The organism is Variovorax monticola (assembly GCF_051216855.1).
In the GTDB taxonomy this organism is placed as follows: Bacteria; Pseudomonadota; Gammaproteobacteria; order Burkholderiales; family Burkholderiaceae_C; genus Variovorax.
Genome location: NZ_JBPJZP010000002.1, coordinates 873209 through 897957 on the forward strand (window position 1 = coordinate 873209; position 24749 = coordinate 897957).

Annotated in this window: 25 protein-coding genes; 3 read left to right on the forward strand and 22 right to left on the reverse strand. The window is 65.4% G+C overall.

The genetic code is table 11. The features are described from left to right. Window positions 1–24: 24 nt before the first annotated feature. The 9 genes from ACSFA5_RS09685 to ACSFA5_RS09725 form a co-directional block, all read right to left on the reverse strand. Window positions 25–1023 (reverse strand): tripartite tricarboxylate transporter substrate binding protein, encoded by a 999-nt coding sequence (locus ACSFA5_RS09685; RefSeq protein ID WP_435443798.1) that lies wholly within the window; start codon window positions 1021–1023, stop codon window positions 25–27. 36 nt (window positions 1024–1059) lie between these two features. After that, a complete protein-coding gene (locus ACSFA5_RS09690) occupies window positions 1060–2043 on the reverse strand; it encodes an NAD(P)-dependent oxidoreductase (protein WP_435443799.1) in 984 nt (327 codons plus the stop codon). 7 nt (window positions 2044–2050) lie between these two features. After that, window positions 2051–3046, reverse strand: coding sequence for a Bug family tripartite tricarboxylate transporter substrate binding protein (locus ACSFA5_RS09695; protein ID WP_435443800.1), 996 nt, complete (start codon window positions 3044–3046; stop codon window positions 2051–2053). A 74-nt stretch (window positions 3047–3120) separates the two neighbouring features. Beyond that, entirely contained in the window at window positions 3121–3909 is a 789-nt protein-coding gene (locus ACSFA5_RS09700; RefSeq protein ID WP_435443801.1) for a class II aldolase/adducin family protein, read from the reverse strand. 38 nt (window positions 3910–3947) lie between these two features. Continuing rightward, window positions 3948–5183 (reverse strand): tricarballylate utilization 4Fe-4S protein TcuB, encoded by a 1236-nt coding sequence (gene tcuB, locus ACSFA5_RS09705; protein WP_435443802.1) that lies wholly within the window; start codon window positions 5181–5183, stop codon window positions 3948–3950. Then, on the reverse strand, window positions 5167–6603 hold the full coding sequence (tcuA, locus tag ACSFA5_RS09710) for an FAD-dependent tricarballylate dehydrogenase TcuA (protein ID WP_435443803.1): 1437 nt from the start codon (window positions 6601–6603) through the stop codon (window positions 5167–5169). The genes tcuB and tcuA overlap by 17 nt, the downstream gene beginning before the upstream one ends. Window positions 6604–6680: 77 nt before the next feature. Beyond that, the gene (locus ACSFA5_RS09715; RefSeq protein WP_435443804.1) at window positions 6681–7607 is read right to left on the reverse strand and encodes a LysR family transcriptional regulator; all 927 of its coding nucleotides are present in this window, start codon (window positions 7605–7607) and stop codon (window positions 6681–6683) included. 106 nt (window positions 7608–7713) lie between these two features. After that, entirely contained in the window at window positions 7714–8481 is a 768-nt protein-coding gene (locus tag ACSFA5_RS09720) for a class II aldolase/adducin family protein (RefSeq protein WP_435443805.1), read from the reverse strand. Window positions 8482–8514: 33 nt separating this feature from the next. Next, the gene (locus ACSFA5_RS09725) at window positions 8515–9105 is read right to left on the reverse strand and encodes an HD domain-containing protein (RefSeq protein WP_435443806.1); all 591 of its coding nucleotides are present in this window, start codon (window positions 9103–9105) and stop codon (window positions 8515–8517) included. 131 nt (window positions 9106–9236) lie between these two features. Between ACSFA5_RS09725 and ACSFA5_RS09730 the strand changes: the two genes are divergently transcribed. Next, entirely contained in the window at window positions 9237–9959 is a 723-nt protein-coding gene (locus ACSFA5_RS09730; protein WP_435443807.1) for a Crp/Fnr family transcriptional regulator, read from the forward strand. Here the strand turns inward: ACSFA5_RS09730 and ACSFA5_RS09735 are convergent. The 3 genes from ACSFA5_RS09735 to ACSFA5_RS09745 form a co-directional block, all read right to left on the reverse strand. Beyond that, on the reverse strand, window positions 9956–10927 hold the full coding sequence (locus ACSFA5_RS09735) for a hydroxyacid dehydrogenase (RefSeq protein ID WP_435443808.1): 972 nt from the start codon (window positions 10925–10927) through the stop codon (window positions 9956–9958). The genes ACSFA5_RS09730 and ACSFA5_RS09735 overlap by 4 nt on opposite strands. Before the next feature lie 83 nt (window positions 10928–11010). After that, entirely contained in the window at window positions 11011–11982 is a 972-nt protein-coding gene (locus ACSFA5_RS09740; RefSeq protein ID WP_435443809.1) for a Bug family tripartite tricarboxylate transporter substrate binding protein, read from the reverse strand. Window positions 11983–12016: 34 nt separating this feature from the next. Continuing rightward, complete coding sequence (locus tag ACSFA5_RS09745) at window positions 12017–13075, reverse strand: TauD/TfdA family dioxygenase (protein ID WP_435443810.1); 1059 nt, start codon at window positions 13073–13075, stop codon at window positions 12017–12019. A 126-nt stretch (window positions 13076–13201) separates the two neighbouring features. Here ACSFA5_RS09745 and ACSFA5_RS09750 point away from each other — a divergent pair, with 126 nt between their 5' ends. Beyond that, window positions 13202–14113: a LysR family transcriptional regulator gene (locus ACSFA5_RS09750; RefSeq protein ID WP_435443811.1), complete on the forward strand. Its 912-nt coding sequence runs from the start codon at window positions 13202–13204 to the stop codon at window positions 14111–14113. A gap of 135 nt (window positions 14114–14248) precedes the next feature. Here ACSFA5_RS09750 and ACSFA5_RS09755 read toward each other — a convergent pair whose 3' ends face one another. From ACSFA5_RS09755 to ACSFA5_RS09785, 7 genes are all read right to left on the reverse strand, one after another. Then, window positions 14249–15427 carry a serine hydrolase domain-containing protein gene (locus ACSFA5_RS09755; RefSeq protein WP_435443812.1) on the reverse strand — a complete coding sequence of 393 codons (1179 nt, stop codon included), beginning with the start codon at window positions 15425–15427 and terminating at the stop codon, window positions 14249–14251. Between the two features lie 94 nt (window positions 15428–15521). After that, a complete protein-coding gene (locus tag ACSFA5_RS09760) occupies window positions 15522–16193 on the reverse strand; it encodes an RraA family protein (protein WP_435443813.1) in 672 nt (223 codons plus the stop codon). Window positions 16194–16217: 24 nt separating this feature from the next. Further along, window positions 16218–17423, reverse strand: coding sequence for a pyridoxal phosphate-dependent aminotransferase (locus ACSFA5_RS09765; protein WP_435443814.1), 1206 nt, complete (start codon window positions 17421–17423; stop codon window positions 16218–16220). Between the two features lie 7 nt (window positions 17424–17430). Beyond that, the gene (locus tag ACSFA5_RS09770) at window positions 17431–18159 is read right to left on the reverse strand and encodes an amino acid ABC transporter ATP-binding protein (RefSeq protein ID WP_435443815.1); all 729 of its coding nucleotides are present in this window, start codon (window positions 18157–18159) and stop codon (window positions 17431–17433) included. Between the two features lies 1 nt (window position 18160). Then, complete coding sequence (locus ACSFA5_RS09775; protein WP_435443816.1) at window positions 18161–18862, reverse strand: amino acid ABC transporter permease; 702 nt, start codon at window positions 18860–18862, stop codon at window positions 18161–18163. Next, window positions 18859–19560: an amino acid ABC transporter permease gene (locus ACSFA5_RS09780; RefSeq protein WP_435443817.1), complete on the reverse strand. Its 702-nt coding sequence runs from the start codon at window positions 19558–19560 to the stop codon at window positions 18859–18861. The genes ACSFA5_RS09775 and ACSFA5_RS09780 overlap by 4 nt, the downstream gene beginning before the upstream one ends. 33 nt (window positions 19561–19593) lie before the next feature. Next, window positions 19594–20430 carry an ABC transporter substrate-binding protein gene (locus ACSFA5_RS09785; protein ID WP_435443818.1) on the reverse strand — a complete coding sequence of 279 codons (837 nt, stop codon included), beginning with the start codon at window positions 20428–20430 and terminating at the stop codon, window positions 19594–19596. Between the two features lie 171 nt (window positions 20431–20601). On the opposite strand from ACSFA5_RS09785, the gene ACSFA5_RS09790 reads away from it, so the two are divergent. Then, window positions 20602–21504 carry a LysR family transcriptional regulator gene (locus ACSFA5_RS09790; RefSeq protein ID WP_435443819.1) on the forward strand — a complete coding sequence of 301 codons (903 nt, stop codon included), beginning with the start codon at window positions 20602–20604 and terminating at the stop codon, window positions 21502–21504. A gap of 191 nt (window positions 21505–21695) precedes the next feature. Here the strand turns inward: ACSFA5_RS09790 and ACSFA5_RS09795 are convergent, their stop codons facing one another. From ACSFA5_RS09795 to gluQRS, 3 genes are all read right to left on the reverse strand, one after another. After that, complete coding sequence (locus ACSFA5_RS09795) at window positions 21696–22874, reverse strand: ABC transporter substrate-binding protein (protein WP_435443820.1); 1179 nt, start codon at window positions 22872–22874, stop codon at window positions 21696–21698. 188 nt (window positions 22875–23062) lie between these two features. Further along, the gene (gene trmB / locus ACSFA5_RS09800) at window positions 23063–23845 is read right to left on the reverse strand and encodes a tRNA (guanosine(46)-N7)-methyltransferase TrmB (protein ID WP_435443821.1); all 783 of its coding nucleotides are present in this window, start codon (window positions 23843–23845) and stop codon (window positions 23063–23065) included. Next, window positions 23842–24744: a tRNA glutamyl-Q(34) synthetase GluQRS gene (gene gluQRS / locus ACSFA5_RS09805; RefSeq protein ID WP_435443822.1), complete on the reverse strand. Its 903-nt coding sequence runs from the start codon at window positions 24742–24744 to the stop codon at window positions 23842–23844. The genes trmB and gluQRS overlap by 4 nt, the downstream gene beginning before the upstream one ends. Window positions 24745–24749: the final 5 nt, after the last annotated feature.

Genomic DNA, 24749 nt, shown 5'->3' on the forward strand with positions numbered 1-24749 from the left:
GCACGGCGGCGCGCCGTGCGGGGTTCACTCCGCCGTGGCGCCCGACTCCTTTGCCACCTTCACCCACTTGGTGGTCTCGCTGCCGACGAAGGCGGCAAGTTCCTGCGGCGTCATGTGTCCGGCCGTCACGCCCTGTTCTTCGAAGCGCTTCGCCACGTCGGGTTGCGCCAGCGCGCGGGCCACCTCGGCATTCAGGCGCTGCACCAGCGCGGGGGGCGTGCCGTGCGGCGCCATGAGCGCGAACCAGGTGGTCATGTCGTAGCCCTTGAGGCCGGCCTCGTCGAGCGTGGGCACGCCGGGGTAGGCGGGCGAACGCGACCGGGTGGTGACCGCCAGCGCCCGGACCTTGCCCGCGCGAATGTGCGGGGAGGCCGAGGGGCTGGTCTCGATGGCCATCTGGATCTGCCCGCCCATCAGGTCGGCCATCATCGGCGCGCCGCCCTTGTAGGGCACGTGCGTGATGTCGGTCCCGGTCATCGATCGGAACAGCTCGCCCGAGATGTGCTCGGTGCTGCCGTTGCCCGCCGAGCCGAAGTTGACCTTGCCCGGATGGGCCTTGATGTAGGCCACGAGTTCGGCGACCGTCTTCGCGGGCACCTTCTCGTTGACGATCAGCACGTTGGGCGTGGAGGCGACCAGCGCCACCGGCTCGAAGTCGCGCTGGAAGTCGTAGGGCAGGCGTTTGTAGAGTCCCGGCGCGATCGCATGCGCGATGGTCGCCAGGAACAGCGTGTGGCCGTCAGCCGGGGCCTTGGCCGCGATGCCCGCGCCCACGGTGCCGCCCGCGCCGCCGCGGTTGTCGATGATCACCGGCTGCTTGAGCGACTCCGACAGCTTCTGGCCCACGGTGCGCGCCACGATGTCGGTGGTGCCGCCGGCCACGAAGGGCACGATGAGGGTGATCGGCTTGGTGGGCCATGCGGCAGCGCCGGTGGGATCGGCGGCAACCGCGCACGAGGCCGCCGCGGCGAGGAACAGTGTGGCGAGGCCGGTGCGAAGAAATCGGGGGCGTGGGTTTGTCATCGGGGTTGTCTGCGTGTTGTTGTGAGAAAGGCGTTGTCAGGCGACCCGGTTCACGAGCGCGTCGCCCGCGCACCAGCGCCTCAGGTTGTCCAGGAAGAGGGCGGCCACACGCCCTTCGTTGCCGTCGGAGTGGCCGGCGGTGTGGGGCGTGACGATCACGTTCGGCAGCGCCCACAGCGGGGACGCGGGCAGCAGCGGCTCGTTCGCGAACACGTCGAGGAAGGCGCCGGCCAATGTGCCTGCCTGCAGTGCCGCGATGAGCGCGGTTTCGTCGACCACCTCGCCGCGCGCCACGTTCACCAGCCGCGCGCCGGCCGGCAGCAAAGCCAGCGCTGCCGCGTCGACCAGGCCGCGCGTGCGCTCGCTCAGCGGGCAGGCCAGCAGAAGCCAGTCGGCCTGCGGCAGCACCTCGCGCAGCCGCTCGAAGGGCACGCTGTGCTGCGCCGGCGCGGCGGCGGGTGCCTCGCTGCCGCGCACCGCCACCACGCGCAGGCCCAGCGCCGCCAGCAAGGCGCCCAGCTCTTGCCCGATCGGGCCCCAGCCCACCACCACGGCGGTCTGTCCCGCGAGGTCGCGCGGTGGCGTCGCGCCGATCAGCGGCGCCCAGGTCCTGGCACGCTGCGCCGCCAGCAGCTGCGGAAATTGACGCGCCAGCATCAGCACGCCGGCCAGCGCGCTCTGCACCACCACGCCCGCGTTGGCGCCCGACGAGGTCGTGACCTCGACCCCGCGCGCGCGCATCTCGCCGTACATGGGCCGGTCGGCGCCCGCCGAATGCGCGTGCACCCAGCGCAGCGAGGCCGCGTTGCGCAGGCTGTCGTGGAAGGCCTTCGTGTGCGGCAGCACGCTGTTCTTGGTCGATAGCCCGGTGACGTCGCGCGAGACGAAGGCCACGTCGGCGTCTTCGCCCAGGCTCACGAGCGTGTGCGCACGGCCGTCCAGGGCCTGGTGCAGCCCGGCGGCGGTCTGCCGCTGCGCGTCGGGGGAGAGCAGGATGCGAAGGGGCGTGCGGTCTGTCATGGCCGTTTCATTCGGCCGTCGCGCCCGATTCGTGCACGATCAGCTTCCACTTCTCATACTCGCTGCGCGCGAACTTGCCGAATTGCCCGGGTGAACCGCCGACGGGGTCGGCACCTTCGCGGATCATCTGCGCCTGCAGCGAGGGCAGTGCCTCGTTCACGGAGGTGTTGAGCAGCGCGATCACCGGTCCGGGCGTGCCCTTGGGCGCGAAGAATCCGAACCACGAGCCGGCGGAGAAGCCGGGGAAGCCTTTCTCGGCCACCGTGGGCACGTCGGGCATCGAGCGTGAGCGCTTCGGGCTGCTCACCGCAATGGCGCGCAGCTTGCCGGCCTGGATGTGCGCGATCACCGAGGGGATGGTCGCGAACATGAACTGCACCCGGCCCGCCAGCAGGTCGTTGAGCGCGTTCGCGCCTTTGTAGGGCACGTGCAGCGTCTCGGCGCCCACGCGCTTGCTGAGCATGAAACTCGACAGGTGCGACGAGGTGCCCACGCCCGTGGAGCCGTAGTTGAGCTTGTTCGGGTTGGCCCTGGCGTAGGCGATGAATTCGTCCAGCGTCTTCACCGGCAGATCGGGGTGCACGACCAGCACGTTGGGCACGTCGGCGATCTGCACCACCGGCACGAGGTCGGTGAGCGGGTCGTAGCTCATGTTCTTGTAGAGCGTCTGGTTGACCGCCATCGGCCCAACCGAATTGACGATCAGCGTGTAGCCGTCGGCGGGCGCGCGCACCACGAACTCGGTGCCGATGTTGCCGCCGCCGCCGGGCTTGTTGTCGATGATGAACGACTGCTTGAACTTCTCGCCCAGCTTCTGCGCCACCGCGCGCGCCAGGATGTCGGTGGTGCCGCCGGCAGTGAAGGCCACGACCACGCGCACCGGCTTCGACGGATAAGCCGGCTGTGCGCGGGCCTGCGGCAAGGCGCCCAGGCCGGTGGCCAGCAGGGCTGCAGTGCCCACGAGGCGGCGGCGGGGGAGGGAGGCGGGGTTGTCTCTTGTCATTGTTCTGTCCTCGAAGGATTGCGGTGCGCAGCGAACTGCGGTGGAAACTCGTCTGTGTCGTTCTTCGGCTGGCCTCAGTCGCGAAAGCCCGGGTCCGTGCGGTCCAGCTTGCGCAGCAGCGCCGGCCATTCCATGAGCCCGTAGGGGCGCCGGGTGCCCGGTTGGTAGTTGTTCCAGGTGTCTTCGAGCACGCTCCGCGGCACGGCCTGCAGCGGCGTGTTGCACGACATCGCGCCGATCTGCGCGCGGCAGGCCAGCTCGAGCCGGTGCATCCAGTTGAAGGCCTCGCCCACGCTGCGGCCCACCACCAGCGCGCCGTGGTTGCGAAAGATCACGGCCTCGCCCTGGCCGAGGTCGGCGAGCAGCGAGGCCTGCTCTTCGGTGTCGAGCACCACGCCCTGGTAGTCGTGGTAGCCGATCTTCAGGAAGCGCATGGCCGTCTGCGTGAGCGGCAGCAGGCCGCATTCGAGCGAGGACACCGCCATCGAGGCCCAGCTGTGCGTGTGGATCACGCAGGCCACATCGGGGCGCGCCGCGTGCACCGCGCTGTGGATCACGTAGCCGGCCTTGTTGATGCCGTAGCCCAGCTCGCCGAAGTCGGGCGACGAGAGGATGTTGCCGGCCTGGTCGACCTTGATGAGGCTGGACGCGGTGATCTCCTCGTACATCATCCCGTAGGGGTTGATGAGGAACGCGCCGTGCTCGCCGGGCACGTGCGAGGAGATGTGGTTGGCCATCATGTCCGACATGCCGAACAGGTCGACCAGCCGGTAGCACGCAGCCAGGTCGATGCGGGCCTGCCACTCGGCTTCGGAGCAGCGGTCTTTCATGGAAGGGATCTGGAGCACGCCAGGGTTCGTCATCGCGGGGTTCCTTTCGATTGCAGGATTCGGTCTTGTGTTCAGTCGGCGCCCAGTTGCAGGCGGTTGGGCAGGCGCTTCTCGATCGCTGACTTCAGCAGCGCCGCCGAGCGGAACATGCCGTGCGCGAACTTGCCGTAGGGCAGCGTGAGAAAGAGCGCCATCACCACGCCCAGGTGCACCGCCAGCAGCAGCGCCATGAACCTGGTGTCGCGCCATGCGAGCAGCGCCAGGCCGGTGAGGCTGGTGAGCAGCAGCAGGGCGATGAAGCCGCGGTCCATGGGCCGCTGCGCCACGTCGCCGTGCGCGGCGTTGCGCCGCAGGTTGAGCCACAGCAGGCCGACGGGTCCGACCACGAGGCCGATGCCGCCCGCGGTGCCCAGCAGCACCGGCAGGCTCGTGAGCGCATAGGGCGCGTGCAGGTCCAACAGATAGTGGTAGAGCGTGGCCACGCAGGTGGAGGCGAAGCACAGCAAGAAGCCGTAGAAGGTGAAGTGGTGCATGCGCCGGCGCCACAGCGTGAAGCGGTCGTCTTCGTTGTTGCAGCCTTCGCCGTGGCCGCCGCCCAGGTACTTGAGGCGCAGCACGTCGTGCGCGGCCTCGGCGCTCGCGGGGCCGCGCACGCCCGGCATCGATGGCGCATTGCCAGGGTCGTTCGCGGGCGACACCTCGCGCCAGAAGCGCCGCACGCCCATGGCCAGCGCGAGCACCACGAACAGGGACACCGTGCCGAACAACAGCGCGAGGAAGTTGTGCGGAAAGATCGCGTAGAAGTTGCCCGCCAGCGGCTCGTGCAGCAGCGAACCCGACATGGCCACGGCCAGCACGAGGAACAGCGCCAGCCCGCCCGCCAAGGCCAGCGCGACGGTGAGGCCGGCCTTCTTGTACAGCGCACCCATCGCCGGCGGCCAGGCGTAGTCGTGGTAGGTCTGCATGCGCACCTGCGCCATCGCCTGCGGCACGTTCACCGCGAACTCGTGCGGTGGCGCGTACTGGCAGGCATGCAGGCAGGAGCCGCAGTTGTGGCAGAGGTTGGCGAGGTAGTGCGTGTCGGCCTTGCCGAATTCGAGCCGCCGCGTCATCGCGGGGAACACGGCGCAGAAGCCTTCGCAGTAGCGGCAGGCGTTGCAGATCTGCAGGATGCGGGCGACCTCGCCTTCGCTGGCCGTGAGCGGCAGGGCGGACTGGATCGGGATCACGCGCGGCGGCGGCGGGGCGCTGCCGAAGCCCTCGGCATCCGCACGGGCGCGTGCGACGAGATCAGTGAGCTGCTGCAAGGGCGGTCTCCGGGGAATTCTTCGAAAGGTTCTTCGGTGCTTTGGCAGCTTTCGCCGCCTGCGTACCGGCGATGCGGCCGAAGGCTGTGCCGATGCTCATGCCGACGCCCGCCGTGTAGCCCTTGCCCAGCACGTTGCCGGCCATCATTTCGCCGGCCACGAACAGGTTGGGGCTGGGCCGGCCGCCGAAGCGCACGGCCGCCGTCTCGTCGACCTTCAGCCCGAGGTAGGTGAAGGTGATGCCGGGGCGCACGGGATAGGCGTAGAACGGGGCGGTGTCCAGCGGGCGCGCCCAGTGCGTCTTGGCGGGGGTGAGGCCTTCGGTGCGGCAGTCGTCCAGCGCGGTGTGGTCGAAGCGGCCGACGCGGCAGGCGGCGTTGTAGTCCTGCACGGTGCGCACGAAGGTGGCTTCGTCCAGGCCGATCTTCCGGGCCAGTTCGCCGAGCGTCTGGGCCTGCGTGCCGGTGAACACCGGCGGCATGAAGCGCCCGACCGCCTTCTGGTCGATGACCGACCATGCAATCTGCCCCGGCTGCTGCGCCACCAGGCGCCCCCAGATCGCATAGCGCTTGGGCCAGAAGTCTTCGCCTTCGTCGTAGAAACGTTGCGCCTCGCGATTGACCACCACGCCGAGCGACACGCAGTCGATGCGCGTGCAGATGCCGCCGTCGTACAGCGGTGCGCGCGCGTCGATGGCCACCATGTGGCCCTGCGAGGGGTCGCCGATGCTGTCGGCGCCCGCAGCGATCATGTACTTCAGCAGCACGCCCTGGTTGAAGCGCGTGCCGCGGATCAGGAAGTTGTCGGCCGGCCATTCGCCGCGCTCGTTCTGGCCCCAGGCTTCGCGCAGCCATTCGCGGTTCGACTCGAAGCCGCCGGAGGCCAGCACGCAGCTTTTGGCTTCGATGCGTTCGCCGGCTTCGGTGCGCACCGCCATGAAACGGTCACCGTCCAGTTCCACCGACGCCACGGGTGTGTCGTAGCGGATCTGCACGCCAAGCCGTTCGGCACTGCGAAAATAGGCATTCACCAGCGCCTTGCCGCCGCCCATGAAGAAGGCATTGGTGCGCGCCACGTGCAGCGCGCCCGACAGCGGCGGCTGAAAGTGCACGCCGTGGCTGCGCATCCAGTCGCGGCAACCGGAAGAGGCGCGGATCACCAGCCGCGCCAGGTGCTCGTCGGTGAGGCCGCCGGTCACCTTCAGCAGGTCCTGCCAGTACTCCTCTTCAGGGTAGGCCTCGACCAGCACGTCCTGCGGCGCGTCGTGCATGCAGCGCAGATTGCGGGTGTGTTGCGAATTGCCGCCGCGCCATGCCTTGGGCGAGGCTTCGAGCAGCAACACCGAAGCGCCGGCCTCGCGCGCCATCAGCGCGGCGCACAGCGCGGCATTGCCGCCACCGACAACCAGTACGTCTATCACTCGTGGGTCTCCTTGGAATGCAGGAGACTTTAGGGAGCGCGGCCTTCACGCGAAAGGCCGATTGGGGCAACGGGTGTTCAGTTCTTGTGAAGACTGGCGCCGGTCCAGCGGCCCTCGCGCACCAGCGCGCGGGCGGTGTCCGCGACCACCACGCGCGCGGCCAGCGCGGCGGGCGAGAGCTCGTCGTCCGACAGGCTCACGAGCAGGTTGCGGCGGCCGACGTGGGCGTCGCCGATCTGCGTGAGCTCCAGGTCGTCGCGGTCGTGCCGGGCCGTGGCGGCGCCGGGCTGTACCGTGGCGCCGTAGCCGGCGCGCACTGCGTCCATCAGCAGCGCGAGGCCGTCGACCTCGGCCACGATGTTCGGCGTGACGCGCGCCCGCGCGAAGGCCGCCGTCAACGTGGCACGCAGGCCGTGGCTGCCGCTCGGCAGGATCAACGGCACATCGGCCAGCTGCGCCAGGCGCACCTTGGCGCCCGTGGGCCGCTGCGCCAGGGTCGGCGACGCGACCACGAAGAGCTTTTCGTCCAGCAGCGGGGTGACGCTCCAGCGCCGTGGCGTGTCGGTCTGGAACAGCACGGCCAGGTCGAGCTGGCGCGATTGCAGCATCTGCGTGAGGTGACCCGACAGCGCCTCGACCATGTGCAGCCGCACCTCGGGGTAGCGCTCCTGCATGGCCCGCATCAGGGGCACGCCCAGCACGGTGGCGGTGGTGGGGGCCAGCCCCACGCTCACGTGGCCCGACAGACGGGCTTGTTGCGCGGCGCGCACCGCATCGTCGGCATGGCGCAGCGTGAGCTGCGCCTGGTGCAGAAACGCCATGCCCGCGTCGGTGGGCGTGACGCCGGTCGAGCTGCGCTGCAGCAGCCGCGTCGACAGCTCGCCCTCGAGCCGGCTGATCTGCTGGCTCAGCGCGGAGGTGACCACGCCGAGTTCGAGCGCGGCGCGCCCCATGCTGCGGAGTTCGCAGACCTTGACGAAGTAGCGCAGTTGCCTCAGTTCCATGCCCGCATCATCGCGCACACCCGCCAACAGACACGGACGAAAAAATGGCCGCCGGCCCCCGTCGCGCGGGCGCTGGCAGCCGTGGAAAACCGTGGACCGACGCGTCTTATTGTTTGTAGCTGTCGTCGATGCGGTCGAGCTTGCGAATCAGCGAAGGCCACACGAACATGCCGCCGAGCCCGCCGCTCTGCACCTTCATCGCCTGGCCCACGCCGTCGATGATCTTCGGGTTGACGTGCGTGAGCTCGCTGCCGCCCGACTGCGCCGCGATCTGGATCTGGCAGGTGTTCTCGAAGGTGTACATCGACAAAAAGGCGTCGGCAATGGTCTTGCCGCAGGTGAGCAGGCCGTGGTTGCGCAGCATGAGGAAGTTGGCATGGCCCATGTCGGCCTGCAGGCGCGGCTTCTCGTCGTCGCGAAAGGCCACGCCTTCGTAGTCGTGGTACGCCAGCGAGGCCAGCACGAAGGTCGACTGCTGGCTGATGGGCAGCACGCCGCCTTTCTGCGCGCTCACCGCGATGCCGGCCCTGGTGTGGGTGTGCAGCACGCACTGGATGTCTTCGCGCGCGGCATGCACCGCGCTGTGAATGACGAAGCCGGCCGGGTTCACGGGGTAGGGTGAGTCGATGATCTTGTTGCACTGCTGGTCGACCTTGACCAGGCTGGACGCGGTGATCTCGTCGAACATCAGGCCGTAGGGGTTGATCAGGAAGTGGTGCTCGGGGCCGGGCACGCGCGCGCTGATGTGCGTGAACACCAGGTCGCTCCAGCCGTAGAGCGCCACCAGGCGGTAGCAGGCGGCGAGGTCGACGCGCAGTTGCCATTCTTCGGCGGAGACGAGTTTCTGGATTTCGGGTTGGGAGAAGGCGTTCATGGGGTGTGTCCTTGGTGTCTTTTGTCGTCGAAGTCAGGCGGCCGCGGGCTCGGTGAGCGCGGTCTTGTAGATGCTCTGCTTGGGGCTTGCCATCAGCCGGCGCAGCATCGGCTCGAACTCGCCGATGGGCAGCGTCTCGGCCTTCGGGTCGAAGGCGGGGTTGTCGTAGAGCGCGCAGAACTCTGCGGTGCGCGCGTAGTGCGGGTGGTCCTTGAAGTTGTCGCGCATGTCGCGGTTCAGGCCGACGTGGTGAAAGAAGTAGTGGCCCTGGAAGATGCCGTGGTGCTGCACCATCCAGAGGTTGGCTTCGCTCACGAAGGGCTTCAGGATGGCCGCGGCGATGTCGGGGTGGTTGAAGCTGCCGAGCGTGTCGCCGATGTCGTGCAGCAGCGCGCACACCACGTATTCCTCGTCGCGGCCGTCGCGCAGCGCGCGCGTGGCGGTCTGCAGCGAATGGGTGTAGCGGTCGACCGGAAAGCCGCCGTAGTCGCCTTCGAGGATCTGCAGGTGCTTGATCACGCGCGCCGGCAGGCCGCTGGTGAACTGCATGAACTCGCCGCCGATCAGCTGCCAGTCTTCGCGCGTGCTTTCCTGCATGCTCTTGAAACTTGCGCGTGCGTTCATCTTGGGGTCTCTCGTCTTGTTCGTGGGGGTGCGACCACTGTAGACCCGGGCTTGACGCTCAACTGTCAAAAATTTGACAATGCAGGGCCCTCGTTAACCCCTGTCTCCAGGGGGACGGAGCCTTCTTCCAGATGCCCCCTTCCACCAAGCCACGCCTGTCGGCCGCGCACCGCGCCGCGCTGGAGCGCAACCCGTGGTTCACCAGCCTGCCGCGCGCGCAGCGCGATGCGCTGGTGGGCGCGGCCGAACTCATTCATGTGCGCCGCGGCGCGATGGTGTTCCGCCAGGGCGACCCCATGCATGCGGCGGGCGGCGGCTTCTACGGCCTGGCGGCCGGCACCATCAAGATTTCGTCGCTGCGCCAGGACGGGCGCGAGGCCATTCTGGCGATGCTGGAGCCGGGCATCTGGTTCGGCGAGATCACGCTGATCGACGGGTCGCCCCGCACCCACGACGCCACCGCGCTCGAGGCGCTCGACCTGCTGGTGGTGCCGCCCGAGGCCTTTGCGCGGCAGATGCGCGACGTGGTCTTTTCCAACGCCATGGCCGCGCTGCTGGCGGCGCGCGTGCGCATGCTCTACGGCCTGACGGAAGACGCCACGCTGCGCAGCCTGCGCGCGCGGGTGGCGCACCGCCTGCTGGTGCTGGCGCGCGGCGACGCCACGCAGTCGGTGCACCTTCGCCACGTGGTGCTGCTGTCGCAGGAGGCGCTGGCGATGATGCTCGGTGTGACGCGGCAGACGCTGTCGAAGGAACTCAACGCGCTGGCGGGCGAGGGCGTGATTTCGCTGGGCTACGGGCGCATCGCGCTGCTGTCGCTCGATGTGCTGCAGGCGCTGGTGAGCACCGGCTAGCGGCGCGGGCTGCCCTGAGAAAAAGATACTTGCGTAGAACGACCTGCCTCGTTCTGAAGCACCGAGAGGATGTTTTTCGCTGCACCGACGGCCATTCCTCGCAGGCCGCCATTGGTCGTGCCACCGACATGAGGGGTCAGCACCGCGTTGGGGGTATCGAGCCACGGCGATGCCGCCGGCAACGGCTCCGCCACGAAGCAGTCCAACCCTAGATGAAGTTTTCCGTTTCGCAGGCACTCTTGCATGGCTTGCTCGTCGAACATCCCTGCGCGCGCGGTATTGATCAAGATGGCCCCTTTGCGCATCAGGGCCAGGCGACGCGCGTCCAGCATGCCATTGGTCGAAGCGTTCAGTGGACAGTGGAGCGATACAACATCGCTCTGTGAAAGGAGCTCGTCGAGTTCGACTTTGGTTGTTCCTTCCGGTAGAAGATCTGCTTCGAGGTAAGGATCGCAAACGATCACGCGCATGCCGATGGCCTGGGCGAAGCGCACGACGCGCCCTCCGATGGCGCCGCAACCTACTACACCAAGGGTGGCGCCGTAGAGTTCGAGGCCCATGCAGCTCTGTTTGTCCCAGTAGCCCTCGTGCATTCGTTTGTCCAACCAGGTGATGCGACGTGCGCACGCCAAGATGAGCCCGAGAGCAAGCTCGGCAACGGCTTGGCTGTTGGAACCGGTAGCCGGGATGGCCTCGATGCCGAGCCGCTTGGCGGCCTCCTGATCGATTGCATCCATTCCCACGCCGTGCCGGCCGATGACCTTCAGCTTCTTGGAGGCGGACTGGACCTGTTCGTCGATCTTTCCATAACGGGAAAGAATTGCGACAGGCTGTTCCTTCTCGACCAGTGAAACCAGATCCGCTTGTGTGAATCGTGCGCCCGTGTAGACAAGCCGGTAGTCCTTCAGCAGTGCGACGGCGTCCGGATGAACCTTTTCTTCGGTGATGACGATGTTTTCCTTGTTCATGAGTTCCAAAGTATTTGAGGGTGAACGCGCGGAGAAGATGCGAGGCCGTCGAGATCTGCGACCGGGTGAGTCCGCTCAGGCGCTTACTCGACCTTCGCACCCGATTCGCGAACGACATTGCCCCAACGCACATGGTCCTCGCGGATCCTCTTGGCAAAGGCTTCGGGCGTGCCTTCTTCGACGCTGAGCCCTTGCGATGCAAGCTTCTTTCGAAGTTCCGGATCCTTCAGCGCCTTGTTGATCTCCACATTCAGCCTGCTCACCACGTCGGCGGGAAGCTTTGCCGGCCCCAGCACGCCGAACCAGCTGACGGCCTCGAAATTCTTGTAGCCGGATTCCGCGACGGTGGGTACGTTGGGCAGGTCGGGCGCGCGGTCGCGAGAGGTGACCGCAAGAGCTCGGAGTTTGCCGCTGCGGACGAACCCGATGAGGGTCGGCATCGAAGAGATGTAGAGCTCCACATTGCCGCCCAGGACGTCGCTGATGCCTTGCGAGACGCCTCTGTACGGAACGTGCGTCATCTTCACCCCCGCGTCCTTCTGAAACATCTCGCCGATGAGATGCGCGACTGTTCCGTTGCCGGAGGTGGCGAAGTTGATGCCTCCCGGCCGCTTCCTGGACGCTGCAACGACATCGGCCAGCGTCTTGTAGGGCGAGTCCGCCGCAACGACCACCAGCAAGGGCGCGGGACCGATGAAGCTGATGGGAACAAGGTCCTTGAGGGTGTCGTACGAGAGGTTCCCATACAGGCTTGGGTTGATGGCGATCTGGGCTGTCTGGCCGAGAAGGAGGCTGTATCCGTCCGCCGGCGATCTGACCACGTTCTCGGTCCCGATGTTTCCGCCGGAACCGGCCCGGTTGTCGACGATGAAGTTCCACTTGGTGTTCGCCGTGACCTTGGTGGCAATGTCGCGAGCCACGCTGTCGGGGCCGCCCCCGGCTGTGTACGGAACGACGATGCGGATGGGCTTGGACGGATAGCCCTCTGCTGCTGCGGACTGGCCCAGCATTGCGATGCCGGTCGCAACGAGAAGCGCCGAGATTGTCTTCATCATTGGGTTTGTCTCCTGATTGTTCGAAATTCTTGGCTCAATGCGCCATCTCGGGAAGACCGTGCGCGAGCGGCGGGCGCGCAGGGAGGCCGAAGGCTTCCGGCGCCGGGACACCCATGCGTGCGGTGCCAGGACCAAATCTCTCCGCAAACGCAGGTGCGAGCGGGCGCACGTCGGTGCGAAGCCAGAGTCGCAGCAAATGACGCTTCTTGTCTTCCTCTTCGTAGTCCTCGAATGCCGTGCGTGAGTGAACGGTGACGTGGTTGTTCAGAAGCTGCATGTCGCCCGGCTCCATCTCGAAATCGAAACACAGGTCCTTGCTGCCGGCCAGCTCGTCAAAAAGGTCCATCGCTTCGACCTGTGCATTCGTGGCCGGAACGCCGCTTTTTTCGAAGCCCGGTTCGATGGCATTGCGCAGGTAGCGGCAGCTCAGCTTGCCGTCTTGCAAGCTGAAGACCGGAATCCGATGATCGGAAAGCGGCGTGCGACCCGGCAGGTGTTCACCCTTGAGGTCGTAGAAGAAGCCCTCGAACAGGGGATCCAGCAGCTCAGGCCGGCGTTTCAGAATTTCGTTGTAGACAGACGTGGTGCTGGTGATGCGGCTGGCGCCTCCCGTCTTCGAAATGCGCAGGCAAAGCAGGCCGACCACATCGGAGTTGTCGGAGTGGAAGTTGAGTTTCGCGTTGGTGTTGTAGCCACGGGTCTTGTGACCGTATTTGACCCCCTCGTCTTTCACGTGCCCCAGCAGGTGCGCGCGGGAGTTCTGCGTGACAGGCCGGCCCAGATGTTGGCCGATGCCCCAATAGATGCGGGAAGCGTCGTCCTTTGAATAGTGGAGGACGGGAAGTCCCCGAAGCACGGCCATGCCGATACCGTCCTCGACCTGAGCAGACACTTTCCTGAGCATCGTCAGAGTCTTCTGCAAGGGGAAATCTTCCTTGCCGATCTCGGTGATCGGCTTGTGCTGAACCTTCTTCAGGGCGGCATCGAGCTCGGCGAGCTGCTCGTCGGTGAATCGATAGATCCAACCTTGATCGCCGTTCACTTCGGCAGCAGTCCAGGCACTCGCATCTTGAATGGGTTTGTGATCGGTCATGAAATTTTCCGTACGACATTGGTAGCAAGGCGGCTTGCCTTGCAGCGAATATTGCTGGAGGTTTAATATAAAAAAAAGCGATAATTTTCGATCTTGTTCAATCGTGTATTAGAATGAAAGAGCCGCATGACATTCAAGCAGCTTGAAGCGTTTTTCTGGGTGGTTCAGCTCGGAGGCTTTGCCCTGGCTGCCGAGAAGCTCGCAACGACCCAGTCCGCCATTTCGAAGCGCGTGCAAGAGCTCGAGGACATGGTCGCGACGCAACTCTTCGACCGCACCTTGAGGACGGCTCGCTTGACGGAGAAGGGCGAGGAGATGTTCCTGATAGCCAAGCGCTTTCTGCGTCAGCGCGACGAGGCGCTCGAGCAGTTCGAGCAGCCCGGGGTCGTCGAGCGTCGTCTGCGTATCGGCGTGACCGAATTGACGGCGATGACGTGGTTGCCTCGGCTCGTCGACGCAGTACGAAGTCGATACCCGAAAGCGCACTTCGAACCGGACATCGACGACAGCTTCAGCCTTCGCGAGAAGGTGCTGACGGAACGGCTCGACCTGATCGTCGTTCCCGACCTCTTCGAAGACGTCCGCCTGGTGAAGACGCGCATCGGCGCCGTTCGCAATGCGTGGATGTGCAAGCCGGGCCTGCTTGATCCCGGCGCGAGGCTTCGCGTTCACGACGTCGCCGCGCAGCGGCTGCTCACGCAAGGCAATCGCTCGGCGACAGGTGTGCTCTATGACGAATGGTTCAAGTCCGCGGGACTGGAGCCTGCGGAACGAATGACCAGCAACAACCTGGTTGCGATCATCGGGATGACGATCAGTGGGCTCGGCATCGCGCATTTGCCCCTTCGGTGCCTCAAACCGATGATCGACGCCAAATTGCTTCAGCTTCTGCGTGTCACGCCGGCCGTGCCGGATGTCACTTTCGCCGCCGTTCATCGTGCGGACCGGCGAAGCACCGTGGTTGCCGATGTGGTCGGCTTCGCCAAGCAGTGCTGCGATTTCGATCGGCCTTTCCAAGCTGTTTCCGGCGCTGGCTGAACAACGGGCACTGCTGGCGCAGGCCCGCAGCTACACGCGGTGCGTTGTGCCGGTCCGCCTGCATCGCCACAAGGCTTGTGTGTGCCTTGAGCGCGTCAACGAGCGGCCGCAACCGCGTACCGCGCACGCTCGGTGTCAATGCCCGAGCGCCCGGTAGGCCTCGCGCCTGAAGATGGCCGTATGCGGCCCCATCGCCCCGAGGAAGCGTTGCGTCATCAGCACGCCGGCGATGTTGAGCCGTGGGTTGAACCACCAGTCGGTGCCGCCCATGCCGCCCCAGTTGACTTCGCCCGGCACCTGTTCGGGGTCGAGCGGACCAGCGGTCGACGCGACGGCTGCGCCGAGGCTGAATCCGCGCCCGGGCAGCGGCGGCAGGTTGGCAACGCTGATCCCCATGCCTGCGGGCAACTGGTTGGTGGCGATCATCTCGATGGTGGCAGGCTTCAGCAATGCCGGGCCGCCGGGCACCAGGCTCTGCAGCAGCTTCACCGTGTCGCCCAGGGTCGTGACCAGTCCGCCACCGCCGGATTCGAACGCGGCGCGCTCCAGGTAAGCGCCCTCGTACGGCAAGGTGTCGGCGCGGGTCAAGCCCGGTTTGGTGGGGTCTGCGGCGTCCGCGCCTACGTAAAGTGCGGTGAACCGGTCGGCCTTGGAGGCTGGGACTGCGAAGTCGGTGTCCGCCATGCGAAGGGGTTCGAAGATGCGCCGCGCCATGAACGCGCCCAGCCGCTCGCCGGACAGCACCTCCACCAGGTGGCCCAGCACGTCGGTGGCGATCGAATACTCCCATCGCGTACCCGGATGGAACGCCAGCGGCAGCGGGGCCAGCGCAGCGATGAAATCCTTCATCGGCTTGGAAGGCTGCCTGAGTTTCACGGCGGTGTAGGCCTTGGCCAGCACGCTGCCCGGGTCGAAGCTGCTGTAAGAGAACCCCGCCGTGTGGGTCATCAATTGCCGGACCGTGATGGACGACCGCGCCGGCTCGGTGTCGTCGATGCTGCAGGCTTGGGGTCGCAGGACCTGACGGTTGCCCAACTCGGGAACATGGCGTTCGATCGGGTCGTCGAGTTGGAAGCGGCGTTCCTCCCACAGCAGCAGCATGGCGCAGGACGTGACCAACTTGGTATTGGAGAACGCGCGAAAGATGTGGTCTTCGCGCAGCGCAATGTCGGCTTCCCTGTCGGCCATGCCGTAGCAGAACGTGTCGACCACCTCCGGGCCGCGCAACAGCGCGGTCGAAACGCACGGCAACAGTTGCTGGTCGACCTGTGCTCGCATGGCGGCATGCAGGGGTGCGGCGCGCAGGGTGCTCAATGTCTTCTCCCTTGCGGCCGGCCGTGCTCCGATGTTGCGCCGGGCAGCGCCCGCCTTCGGCCGCGTCCGGCATGTGTTGCCTGGCTGCTGGCGGTCAAAGCGACTCCCCGTCGGCGAGTACGCCTGCGTTGCGCAGCGCCTTGTCGAGCCAGGACGCCGCAGTAGATCCTGCATTGATCAAATTCACGCGGGCTGCTTCATCGGCGACCTTCGCATGAGCGAGCGGTACCAGTTCCGCCAGCCGATTGCGCTCGACAACGACCACCCCATCCTCATCGGCGAGCACAAGGTCACCCGCACACACAGAAACACCGCCTACGGAAACTGTCTGCCCGATCCGGCCGGCGACGTTTTTTGTCGGTCCATTCGGATTCGTGCCGACGCAGAAAACCGGAAATCCAAGTTCATCGATCTCCGCGCTGTCTCTGGCTGCGCCATCGATCACCACGCCGGCGATACCTAGCTTTTTACAAGCCGAGAACATGAGCGTACCCATCAGGGCGCTGCTCAAGTCACCCTTGCCATCGATCACGAGGACATCGCCAGGTTTGGCGAGTTGCATCGCGGCGTGGATCATCAGGTTGTCACCTGGCCGGACCTCGACTGTCAATGCCGGGCCAGCCAGCTTCATGCCGAATCTGAGTGCCTTGATGCGGCCGTTCGCGGCACCCCGGCGCCCCGCGACATCGGCAAGGATCGCGGCTTGGAAGACCGAAGCCTGTGCGACCAGCTCCGGGGAAACGCGCTCGAAGTCTCGGGTGATCATTGAGTTCTGCATGATGTTCGCTGGTCAGGATTGAAGGCTTGCGCAAAAACGCTGGATTCGCGTGCACGCTTCGGTCAAGTGCTCGACGCTTGATGCATAGGAAATGCGGAAGTAGCCTGGCGTGCCGAATGCGCTTCCATTCACCACCGCCACGCCTTCTGCATTCAGGAGTTCGATCGCGAAGGCTTCGTCGTCCTGGATCGCAACGCCTGCGGCCGTCTTCTTTCCCAAGGCTCCCACGCAGGAGGGAAACACATAGAAGGCTCCTTCAGGGCGAGCGCAATCGATTCCGATGCAGTCGTTCAGCATCTCCACCACCATGTCGCGCCGTTGACGGAATGCCTCGCGACGCGGCATGAGGTAGTCCTGAGGACCGTCGAGGGCCTCGACAGCCGCCCACTGAGCGACCGAATTGGCCCCCGACGTCACCTGGCCTTGAAGCATTTCCATGGCCTTGATGAGTTTCACGGGACCCGCGCCGTATCCAATGCGCCAGCCGGTCATCGCGTAGCCCTTGGAGACGCCGTTGACGGTCAACGTGCGCGCCTTCAGCCGTGGCTCCACCTGCGCGATGGTCTTGTATTGGAAGTCGTCATACACGAGGTGCTCATAGATGTCATCGCTCATGACCAGCACGTGTTCATGCTGCAAGAGCACATCGGCCAAGGCACGGAGTTCTTCTTGTGTGTAGGCCGCGCCCGAAGGGTTCGATGGCGAGTTGAGGATCACCCACTTCGTCCGTGGCGTGATGTGTGCCCCGAGAGCGTGCGGCGTCAGCTTCAGGCCTGAGTCGTTCGTCGTGGGCACAAAGACCGGCTTGCCATTGCACAACGCCACGAGCTCAGGATAGGAAACCCAATAAGGCGCCGGGATGATGACTTCATCGCCTTCGTTGATCGTGGCCAGCAGGGCGTTGGCAATGACATGCTTGCCACCGCTGCAGACGATGACTTCGTCGCGCTTGTAGTCCAAGTCATTTTCGCGCGCGAACTTGCGGACGATGGCATCACGCAATTCGGGGATGCCACTGGTGGGGGTATAGCGCGTCTTGCCTGCCGTGATTGCACGGATGGCGGCCACCCGAATATTGTCCGGCGTGTCGAAGTCGGGTTCGCCGGTGCTGAGCGTGATGACGTCGCGCCCTTGCGCCGCGAGGTCTCGGGCGCGCTGGGTGGCTGCGATCGTGCTGGAAGGCTTGATGCGTGACAGGGAAGTCGCGAGGTAGGTCATGTGGATCTCAGGCGTGTCGGATGTCGGCGACGAATTTGCGCGCGCGAGGGTGCTCGGGTTGGGTGAAGAACGCATCAGGTTTTGCGCGTTCGAGAATCTCTCCTGCATCCATGAACAGGATGCGGTCTGCAACCTCACGCGCAAAACCCATTTCGTGGGTGACGCAAATCATCGTCATGCCGTCTGCCGCGAGTTGCTTCATGACGCTCAGGACTTCGCCGACCATCTCGGGGTCGAGCGCACTGGTCGGCTCATCGAAGAGCATCACGGGCGGTTGCATCGCCAAGGCCCGCGCGATCGCCACGCGTTGCTGTTGTCCGCCCGAGAGCTGGGGAGGAAACGAATGGGCCTTGGCCGCAAGGCCCACCTTCTCCAGCAGGGCCATCGCGCGTGCCCGCGCCTCGCTCGCCGAGATCTTGAGGACCGCGACGGGGCCGATCGATACGTTGTCCAGGACGCTCAGATGTGGAAAGAGATTGAAGCTCTGGAAGACAAAGCCGATACGGCTGCGAAGACTGTTCACATTGACCTTCAGCGCGTGAACGTTCTGGCCGTTGACGATGATGGTCCCGCCGGAGATCGGTTCGAGCCGGTTGATGGTTCGAATGAGCGTCGACTTCCCCGATCCGGACGGGCCGCAGACGACGACCACTTCACCCTTTGAAACGGTCTCGGTGATGCCACTCAGGGCCTTGTAGTCACCGTAGAACTTCTCGACCCCGTCGAAGCTGATCATTTCATGCACCCCTTGGAACCGTCTGGCGCCTTTGATTGATGGATTTTTCAAGTTTTCCAACCGCCAGGCTCAACGACCAGCAGATCAAGAAATATGTTGCAGCGAGGATCAAATACACCTCGAAGGGCTTGGTGAGCAGTTGCGCATTCACCTGGTAAGCCGCGTAAGTCAGTTCGTTCACACTGATGATGTAGCCCAGCGAAGTGTTCTTGATGAGATTGATCAACTGGTTCAGGATGCTCGGTGTCATTTGCACAAGCGCCTGCGGCAGGATGATCTTGCGCATCGTTTGCCCGTAGGTCATGCCGATCGATCGGGCTGCTTCGACCTGTCCTTTGGGAATCGACTCGATGCCCGAGCGAACGACCTCTCCCATGAAGGCAAGCTCATAAAGAACCAGCGCGCAAATCACCGTGGTGATTCCGGACACTGCGCGCCCGACGATCAAGGGAACGATGAAGTAAGCCCAGAAAATGAGCATGAGCACCGGCAGACCGCGCACCGCATGGACGATGAGGCTCGCAGGTGCTCGAACGGCCTTGATCGGGCTCGTGCGCGCGATGCCGATGAGAACCGCCAGCGGAAACGACACGGCGAGGCCTGTGATCGCCAGACAGAGCGTCATCGCGAGGCCGCCCAGCGGGCCGTTCGGGAATTGCCCCACAAGAAGGAGCATTCCGTAGTTTTCGAAGATGTCGATCATGCGGCTCTCGCAGAGGCCTTCAGACGCTCGCTCCAGAAGTGGCCTGCGTAGGTCAGCACGAACGAGCCGAACCAGTAGAAGGCAGAGGCGATGGCAAATGCTTCGAAGGTTCGAAAGCTCTCGTTCTCGACCTGGCGCGACGCATACGTCATTTCCGCGAGGCCCGCGACCATCGCCAGGCTCGTCGACTTGAAAAGGCTCAGGGACTGATTCACCAGTGGAGGCAGCGATGCGCGCAGGGCTTGCGGGACAAGCACGATGCGCATGGCTTGCAGATAGGTCATGCCCATGGCCCGCGCAGCTTCGAGCTGAGTCGCAGGCAAGGAGCGCAGGCCGCTGCGAAGGTCTTCGGACATGTAGGCGGCCGTGTTCAACGACAGCGCGATCCAGACGAGGACGAACTCACTCCCCTGCGCGTTGATCCAGACCTGCCAGCTGTCCGGCAGTATCTGGGGTACTCCGAAATACCAGAGGAAGACCTGGACCAGGCCAGGAACGTTTCGGTGGTAGGCAACAAACGCGACAGAGAAGGCCCCCAGTGTCTTCACGCCGGATTGACGCAGTGCCAACACCAGCAGGGAGAGCGCAAATCCAGCCACCCATGCAGCTGCGAACAACGCGAGCGTCATCACCGCGCCGGCAAGGAGCCAGGTCAGGTACTTGCCTTGAAGCACCGCGCCGAAATCGAGAACAGGCACAACTTTCAGCCTTGAACGGTTTCGTGCGTTCGCTCAGAAGGCAGACACAGGCGTCAGCTTCTTCTCGCGAGGAATCTGGAACTTCGTGGAGGGGCCATACCACCTGTTCCACATCGCATCCAATTCGCCCGAGTCTTCCATCTCGCGAAGCGCCTTGTTGATGGCGCCCAGAAGCTCCGGCTCGTCCTTCTTCACGCCAAGGCCGGTGGGTTCGAAGAACAACGGTTCATTGAGAAACTTGAACTTGCCGCCGCCGTCCTCGATGTAGCGGGTTCCGGTCGCCTGGCCGATTGCATAGCCTTGCACCTTGCCTTGTGCCAACGCCAGAAATGCGGTCGGACCGTCCTGGTAGGTCACGACTTCGGCCGTTGGAATCTTGGCGCGTGCGAACTGTTCCGATGTGCTTCCTTTGTTGGCGCTGATCTTCTTTCCACCAAGATCCGCAAGAGCTTGAATGCCCGAAGTGCTGGAAACGATGATCTTGATGGGCAGCTGATAGTGGATGTCGGAGAACGCGATCTGCGCAGCCCGTTCCTTCGTGTACCCCATTGCCGCGGCGACCACGTCCACACGACCCAGACTCAATTCGGGAATCCTGGCCTCCACGGCGATGGGCTTGTGCTCGAGCGTCACCCCGAGACGCTTTGCGAGCGCATTGCAGGTGTCGACGTCAAAGCCCACGTACTGGCGCGTCTTCGGATCCTGGAACGCCAATGGCTCGGCGCCGGTCAGGGTGGCGCACACCAGATGACCCCGGCTTTTGATGTCGTCGAGGCGGCTGGCGTGAGCCATGGAGGCGAGCCCGCAAAGCGCGACGAGCAGGCAACTGGCGAGCGCGCGGTGGGACATCATCTTTAACGTGGCGAGCATTCGGACTCCGATGGAATAAGTAGATCGTTTGACAACGGACTGGATTCTGAGCAGGCCCTAACAAAAGAAAAAGCGATATTTCAGACTCAATTTGCCCAACTTTTAGGAATAGACTGAGGGAAATTACCCCGCATGGTGCGTCGGTCGCACCGCAGAGGAGCACGCTTTGTGATGACGTTCAAACAGCTGGAGGCTGTCTACTGGGTGACGAAGCTGGGCGGCTTCTCGCCAGCGGCCCAGCGCCTTCACACCACTCAATCGGCCATTTCCAAACGAGTGCAGGAGCTCGAAGCGCTGTTCGACGTTCCGATATTTGACCGCTCGGCGCGAAGCGTGAGGCTGACAGACAAGGGCGAAGAAATGTTCGCGGTTGCCGAGCGTCTGCTTCGTGAGCGTGATCAGGCGACCGAGCGCTTTCAAAAGCTGGAAGTGACAGAGCGCCGCTTACGGATTGGCGTGACCGAACTCACGGCCATGACCTGGTTTCCCAAGCTGGTCAGCTTGATACATGACAACTTCCCACGGGTCGCCATCGAACCGGATGTGGATTCCAGCGTAACGCTCAGGGACAAGCTGCTTGCAGACGAACTGGACTTGGCCATCATTCCGGAAGTGCCCGATGACACCCGCGTCATGCGGCGAGCGGTCGGCAAGGTCGAGAACGTCTGGATGTGCAAGCCCGGCCAGCTCGATGCGAACAAAATTTATCGAGTGCATGAGTTGGCCAATCACCTGCTTCTCACACAAGGTAGCCGGTCGGGCACCGGGCTTACCTACGAGCGGTGGTTCAAATCTTTCGGCATCTCGCCGACCAAGACCATTCCGAGCAACAACCTGATCGCCATCATCGCGATGACAGTCTCAGGATTGGGCATCAGCTTTCTGCCGCGAGAGTGCATGCGCCCCATCATCGATGCTGGATTGCTGTCGATCGTTCGGGTGACGCCAGCGCTCCCCGAGATCAACTACGTTGCAATTTTCAAAGGCGATCAGCACAGTTCACTTGTCGCATCCATCGTCCTTCTCGCGCAAGAGTGTTGTGACTTTGGTCGCGCGCTGAATACAAGCGGATAGTCCTCTCAGACCGGGCCGTTCTACCGGTCGACATCGCGCACTGCGGGCCGCCTCAAGGCCTTGAAGGAAGTGCCTTGCCCGTCGCGGGCGCTGCCGCGGCTGTCGGTCCGCATGCTCTGGCTGCAGGGCCGCCTGCTCGGCGCCACGGCCCTTTACGTGCAGCAGCGCTTGACCGAACTGCTGCTCGACGGTCAGCGCAGCACGCGCCCGTCCGCCGAAATGCTGATCAGGTCGATGCGGCGCACGTTGTCGCGCAGGCCCGGGCGCAGGTTGATGCGAAAGCCGCCCACGTCGTAGTCGGTCATGCCGGTCATGGTGCGTTGCAGGGTCGCGGTGTTGAAGCCGCGGCCCGCGCGGCGCACCGCTTCGCCGGCCGCCTTGGCCGCGATGAAGCCTTCGAGCCCTTCGTACGACGCGGTCTGGTCGGAGGTGTCCACGGCGGCCAGGTACTCCTTGACGATCGGAATGGCCGAAGGCCGCGGCGAGGGCACCACCTGCGAGATGACGATGCCGCCGATGTCCTTGCCGAGGGTGGCGTAGAGCGGGTCGATGCCCACGATCGAGAAGGCCATGAAGTTGCCCGTGTAGCCGCTCTTGCGCAGCGAGCGGATGGCGTTGGCCGTGGTGCCCGACAGCGACACCAGCACGATGGCCTGCGGCGATTTCTGCTGCACGCCCTTCAGGGCGGCGTCGAGCTTGTCGCCGTTCGGCGGCACCAGCGCGGTGGCGACCAGCGCAGGCAGCTTCAGCTCGGCGATGGCCTGCTCGACCGCCGCAAGGCCGGCGCGGCCCATGGCGTCGTCGTCGCCCACCAGCGCCACGCGCGTCTGCCCCACGGTGGCGCACTGGCGCACGATCTTGAGGGCCTCGTCGATCATGCCGGGGCGCACGTGGAACACGTTCGGGTGGTCGGCGCCGCGCAGGTTGTCGGCGGCCGCGAAGGGCGCGAACAGCAGGCTGCCCTGCTGCGTGGCCACGTTCGCGCCGGCGTCGCTGCTGGCCGTGCCGACGAAGCCGAACAGCATGTCGGCCTTGTTCGCGCCGAGCAGGGTGCGCGCGTTGGCGGCGGCGCGGGCCGCGTCGTAGCCGTCGTCGAGCTGAAGCAGCTTCAGCTGGAGGCCGCTGGCGGCGTTGCGTTCATTGAAGTCGGTCACTGCGAGGCGGCTGCCGGCGGCGAAGGCGCTGCCGATCTCACTGGCCCCGCCGGTCAGCGGCACCGATTGCCCCAGCAGCACCACGCGCGGCGCGCCGCCTGCGGGAACTGCCCGCGTGGACTGCGCCATGGCGGGGCCTGCCATGGCGGCGATGCCGCTCCCCCAAAGCGCCGCACCGTACGTCTTCGCCAGCCATTCCCTGCGCGATGCATTCATTGGACACTTTCTTTAACAGTAGTAAAAAAGTGTAGCAATTTCAAGGCCAAGGGGGAAGGCGGAGGACGCGTAGATGGCGCGAATCGCCGGGCAGGCCGCGCCGGCTTCAAATGCAGCGGCCCTTTCAGCCCTTTCAGCCCTTTCAGCCCTTTTCGCGCCTTGCGCGGCCGCCCCCGGTCAGCGCTGGCTCAGGCGGCGCGCTCGAACACCAGGTCCCACACGCCGTGGCCCAGCTTGATGCCGCGGTTCTCGAACTTGGTAAGCGGGCGGTACTCGGGCTTGGGCGCATAGGCCTCGGCCGTGTTGCGCAGCATCGGCTCGGCGGCCAGCACCTCGAGCATCTGCTCGGCGTAGGGCTGCCAGTCGGTGGCGCAGTGGATGTAGCCGCCGGGGCGCAGGTGCTGCGCCAGCTTGGTCACGAATTCGGGCTGGATCAGTCGGCGCTTGTTGTGGCGCTTCTTGTGCCACGGGTCGGGAAAGAAGATGTGCACGCCGGCCAGCGTGCCGGGCTGCAGCATGTGGGCCAGCACGTCGACCGCGTCGTGCGCGCAGATGCGGATGTTGGTGATCGACTGCTCGCCGATGCGCTTGAGCAGCGCGCCCACGCCGGGCTCGTGCACCTCGCAGCAGAGAAAGTTGGTGTCGGGCAGCACCGTGGCGATGTGCGCGGTGGCCTCGCCCATGCCGAAGCCGATCTCCAGCACCGTCGGCGCATCACGCCCACCGAAGGCCGCCGCCAGGTCGAGCGGCTCGGCCTCGTAGGGCAGCAGAAACAGCGGGCCCAGCTCGGCGAAGGCGCGCGCCTGGCCGTCGGTGGTGCGGCCGGCACGCCGCACGAAGCTCTTCAGCCGACGGTGCAGCGGGTGCGGCTTGGACGCGTCGTGGCTGCTGTCGCCGCTGTCACCGTCTTCGGGGGCGGGCGCATCGTCGCTGGGCGGGAGGTCGTGGGGCACGGTGTCGGGAATGTTCATGAGGGCCGCGAATTGTAGAGAGCGTGCCATTCGGGCACCCAGGCGGCCAGGGCGGCGGCGCAATCGGTGGCCGCGGCGGGGCGCAGCCCGAGCATCTGCGCGGCGCTGTCGAGGGCGGCCAGCGCGGCTTGCGGCGTGCCGGTGGCGATCGACGTGGCGCCGTTCTGCTTCGACAGCTTGTCGCCGTCGGCGCCGCGCACCAGCGGCGTGTGCAGGTAGCCGGGCGTGGGGCAACCGAGCGCGCGCTGCAGCAGCACCTGGCGCGCGGTGTTGTCGGCCAGGTCTTCGCCGCGCACAACGTCGCTCACGCCTTGCTCGGCGTCGTCGACCACCACTGCGAGTTGATAGGCCCAGGGCCCGTCGGCGCGCCGCAGCACGAAGTCGCCGACCTCGCGGCCCACGTCCTGCCGCTGCGGGCCCAGGCGGCGGTCTGTCCAGCGCACGTCGGCGTCCAGCCTGAAAGCGGCAAAGCGCCAGGCGCGCGCGGGCTTCCCATGCAGGCCGTCGCGGCAGGTGCCTGGGTAGACACGCTCGCCGTGCCGTTCAGGTGCCTGGCCGAGCCTGGCCAGCGCCTCGCCGATGTCCTTGCGCGAGCAGCCGCAGGGGTAGGCCAGGCCCCGCGCCTGCAAGGTGGCCAGCGCGGCCTCGTAGCGCGCGGTGCGCTGCGTTTGCCACACGGGGGTTTCGTCGGGCAGCAGGCCGCAGGCGGCCAGCTGCTGGAGGATGTGCTCGCCCATGCCGGGCAGGCAGCGTTCGGTGTCGGCGTCCTCGATGCGAATCAGCCAGCGCGCCTGCGGGCCGCGGGCGCGCACGTCGAGCCAGCTCGCAAGGGCGGCCACCAGCGAGCCCGCATGCAGCGGCCCGGTGGGCGAGGGCGCGAAGCGGCCGGCTTCCCCCATGCCGC

Bases quoted from the DNA above. Each gene is read 5' to 3' on its own strand.
- ACSFA5_RS09715 (WP_435443804.1), bottom strand. From the start codon at position 7,607: ATGGAACTGAGGCAACTGCGCTACTTCGTCAAGGTCTGCGAACTCCGC.
- ACSFA5_RS09700 (WP_435443801.1), bottom strand. From the start codon at position 3,909: ATGACGAACCCTGGCGTGCTCCAGATCCCTTCCATGAAAGACCGCTGC.
- ACSFA5_RS09770 (WP_435443815.1), bottom strand. From the start codon at position 18,159: ATGATCAGCTTCGACGGGGTCGAGAAGTTCTACGGTGACTACAAGGCC.
- gluQRS (WP_435443822.1), bottom strand. From the start codon at position 24,744: ATGGGGGAAGCCGGCCGCTTCGCGCCCTCGCCCACCGGGCCGCTGCAT.
- ACSFA5_RS09720 (WP_435443805.1), bottom strand. From the start codon at position 8,481: ATGAACGCCTTCTCCCAACCCGAAATCCAGAAACTCGTCTCCGCCGAA.
- ACSFA5_RS09750 (WP_435443811.1), top strand. From the start codon at position 13,202: ATGACATTCAAGCAGCTTGAAGCGTTTTTCTGGGTGGTTCAGCTCGGA.
- ACSFA5_RS09685 (WP_435443798.1), bottom strand. From the start codon at position 1,023: ATGACAAACCCACGCCCCCGATTTCTTCGCACCGGCCTCGCCACACTG.
- ACSFA5_RS09730 (WP_435443807.1), top strand. From the start codon at position 9,237: ATGCCCCCTTCCACCAAGCCACGCCTGTCGGCCGCGCACCGCGCCGCG.
- ACSFA5_RS09795 (WP_435443820.1), bottom strand. From the start codon at position 22,874: ATGAATGCATCGCGCAGGGAATGGCTGGCGAAGACGTACGGTGCGGCG.
- ACSFA5_RS09725 (WP_435443806.1), bottom strand. From the start codon at position 9,105: ATGAACGCACGCGCAAGTTTCAAGAGCATGCAGGAAAGCACGCGCGAA.
- ACSFA5_RS09745 (WP_435443810.1), bottom strand. From the start codon at position 13,075: ATGACCGATCACAAACCCATTCAAGATGCGAGTGCCTGGACTGCTGCC.
- ACSFA5_RS09695 (WP_435443800.1), bottom strand. From the start codon at position 3,046: ATGACAAGAGACAACCCCGCCTCCCTCCCCCGCCGCCGCCTCGTGGGC.
- ACSFA5_RS09790 (WP_435443819.1), top strand. From the start codon at position 20,602: ATGACGTTCAAACAGCTGGAGGCTGTCTACTGGGTGACGAAGCTGGGC.
- ACSFA5_RS09735 (WP_435443808.1), bottom strand. From the start codon at position 10,927: ATGAACAAGGAAAACATCGTCATCACCGAAGAAAAGGTTCATCCGGAC.
- ACSFA5_RS09740 (WP_435443809.1), bottom strand. From the start codon at position 11,982: ATGATGAAGACAATCTCGGCGCTTCTCGTTGCGACCGGCATCGCAATG.
- ACSFA5_RS09760 (WP_435443813.1), bottom strand. From the start codon at position 16,193: ATGATCACCCGAGACTTCGAGCGCGTTTCCCCGGAGCTGGTCGCACAG.
- ACSFA5_RS09765 (WP_435443814.1), bottom strand. From the start codon at position 17,423: ATGACCTACCTCGCGACTTCCCTGTCACGCATCAAGCCTTCCAGCACG.
- ACSFA5_RS09690 (WP_435443799.1), bottom strand. From the start codon at position 2,043: ATGACAGACCGCACGCCCCTTCGCATCCTGCTCTCCCCCGACGCGCAG.
- ACSFA5_RS09785 (WP_435443818.1), bottom strand. From the start codon at position 20,430: ATGCTCGCCACGTTAAAGATGATGTCCCACCGCGCGCTCGCCAGTTGC.
- trmB (WP_435443821.1), bottom strand. From the start codon at position 23,845: ATGAACATTCCCGACACCGTGCCCCACGACCTCCCGCCCAGCGACGAT.
- ACSFA5_RS09775 (WP_435443816.1), bottom strand. From the start codon at position 18,862: ATGATCGACATCTTCGAAAACTACGGAATGCTCCTTCTTGTGGGGCAA.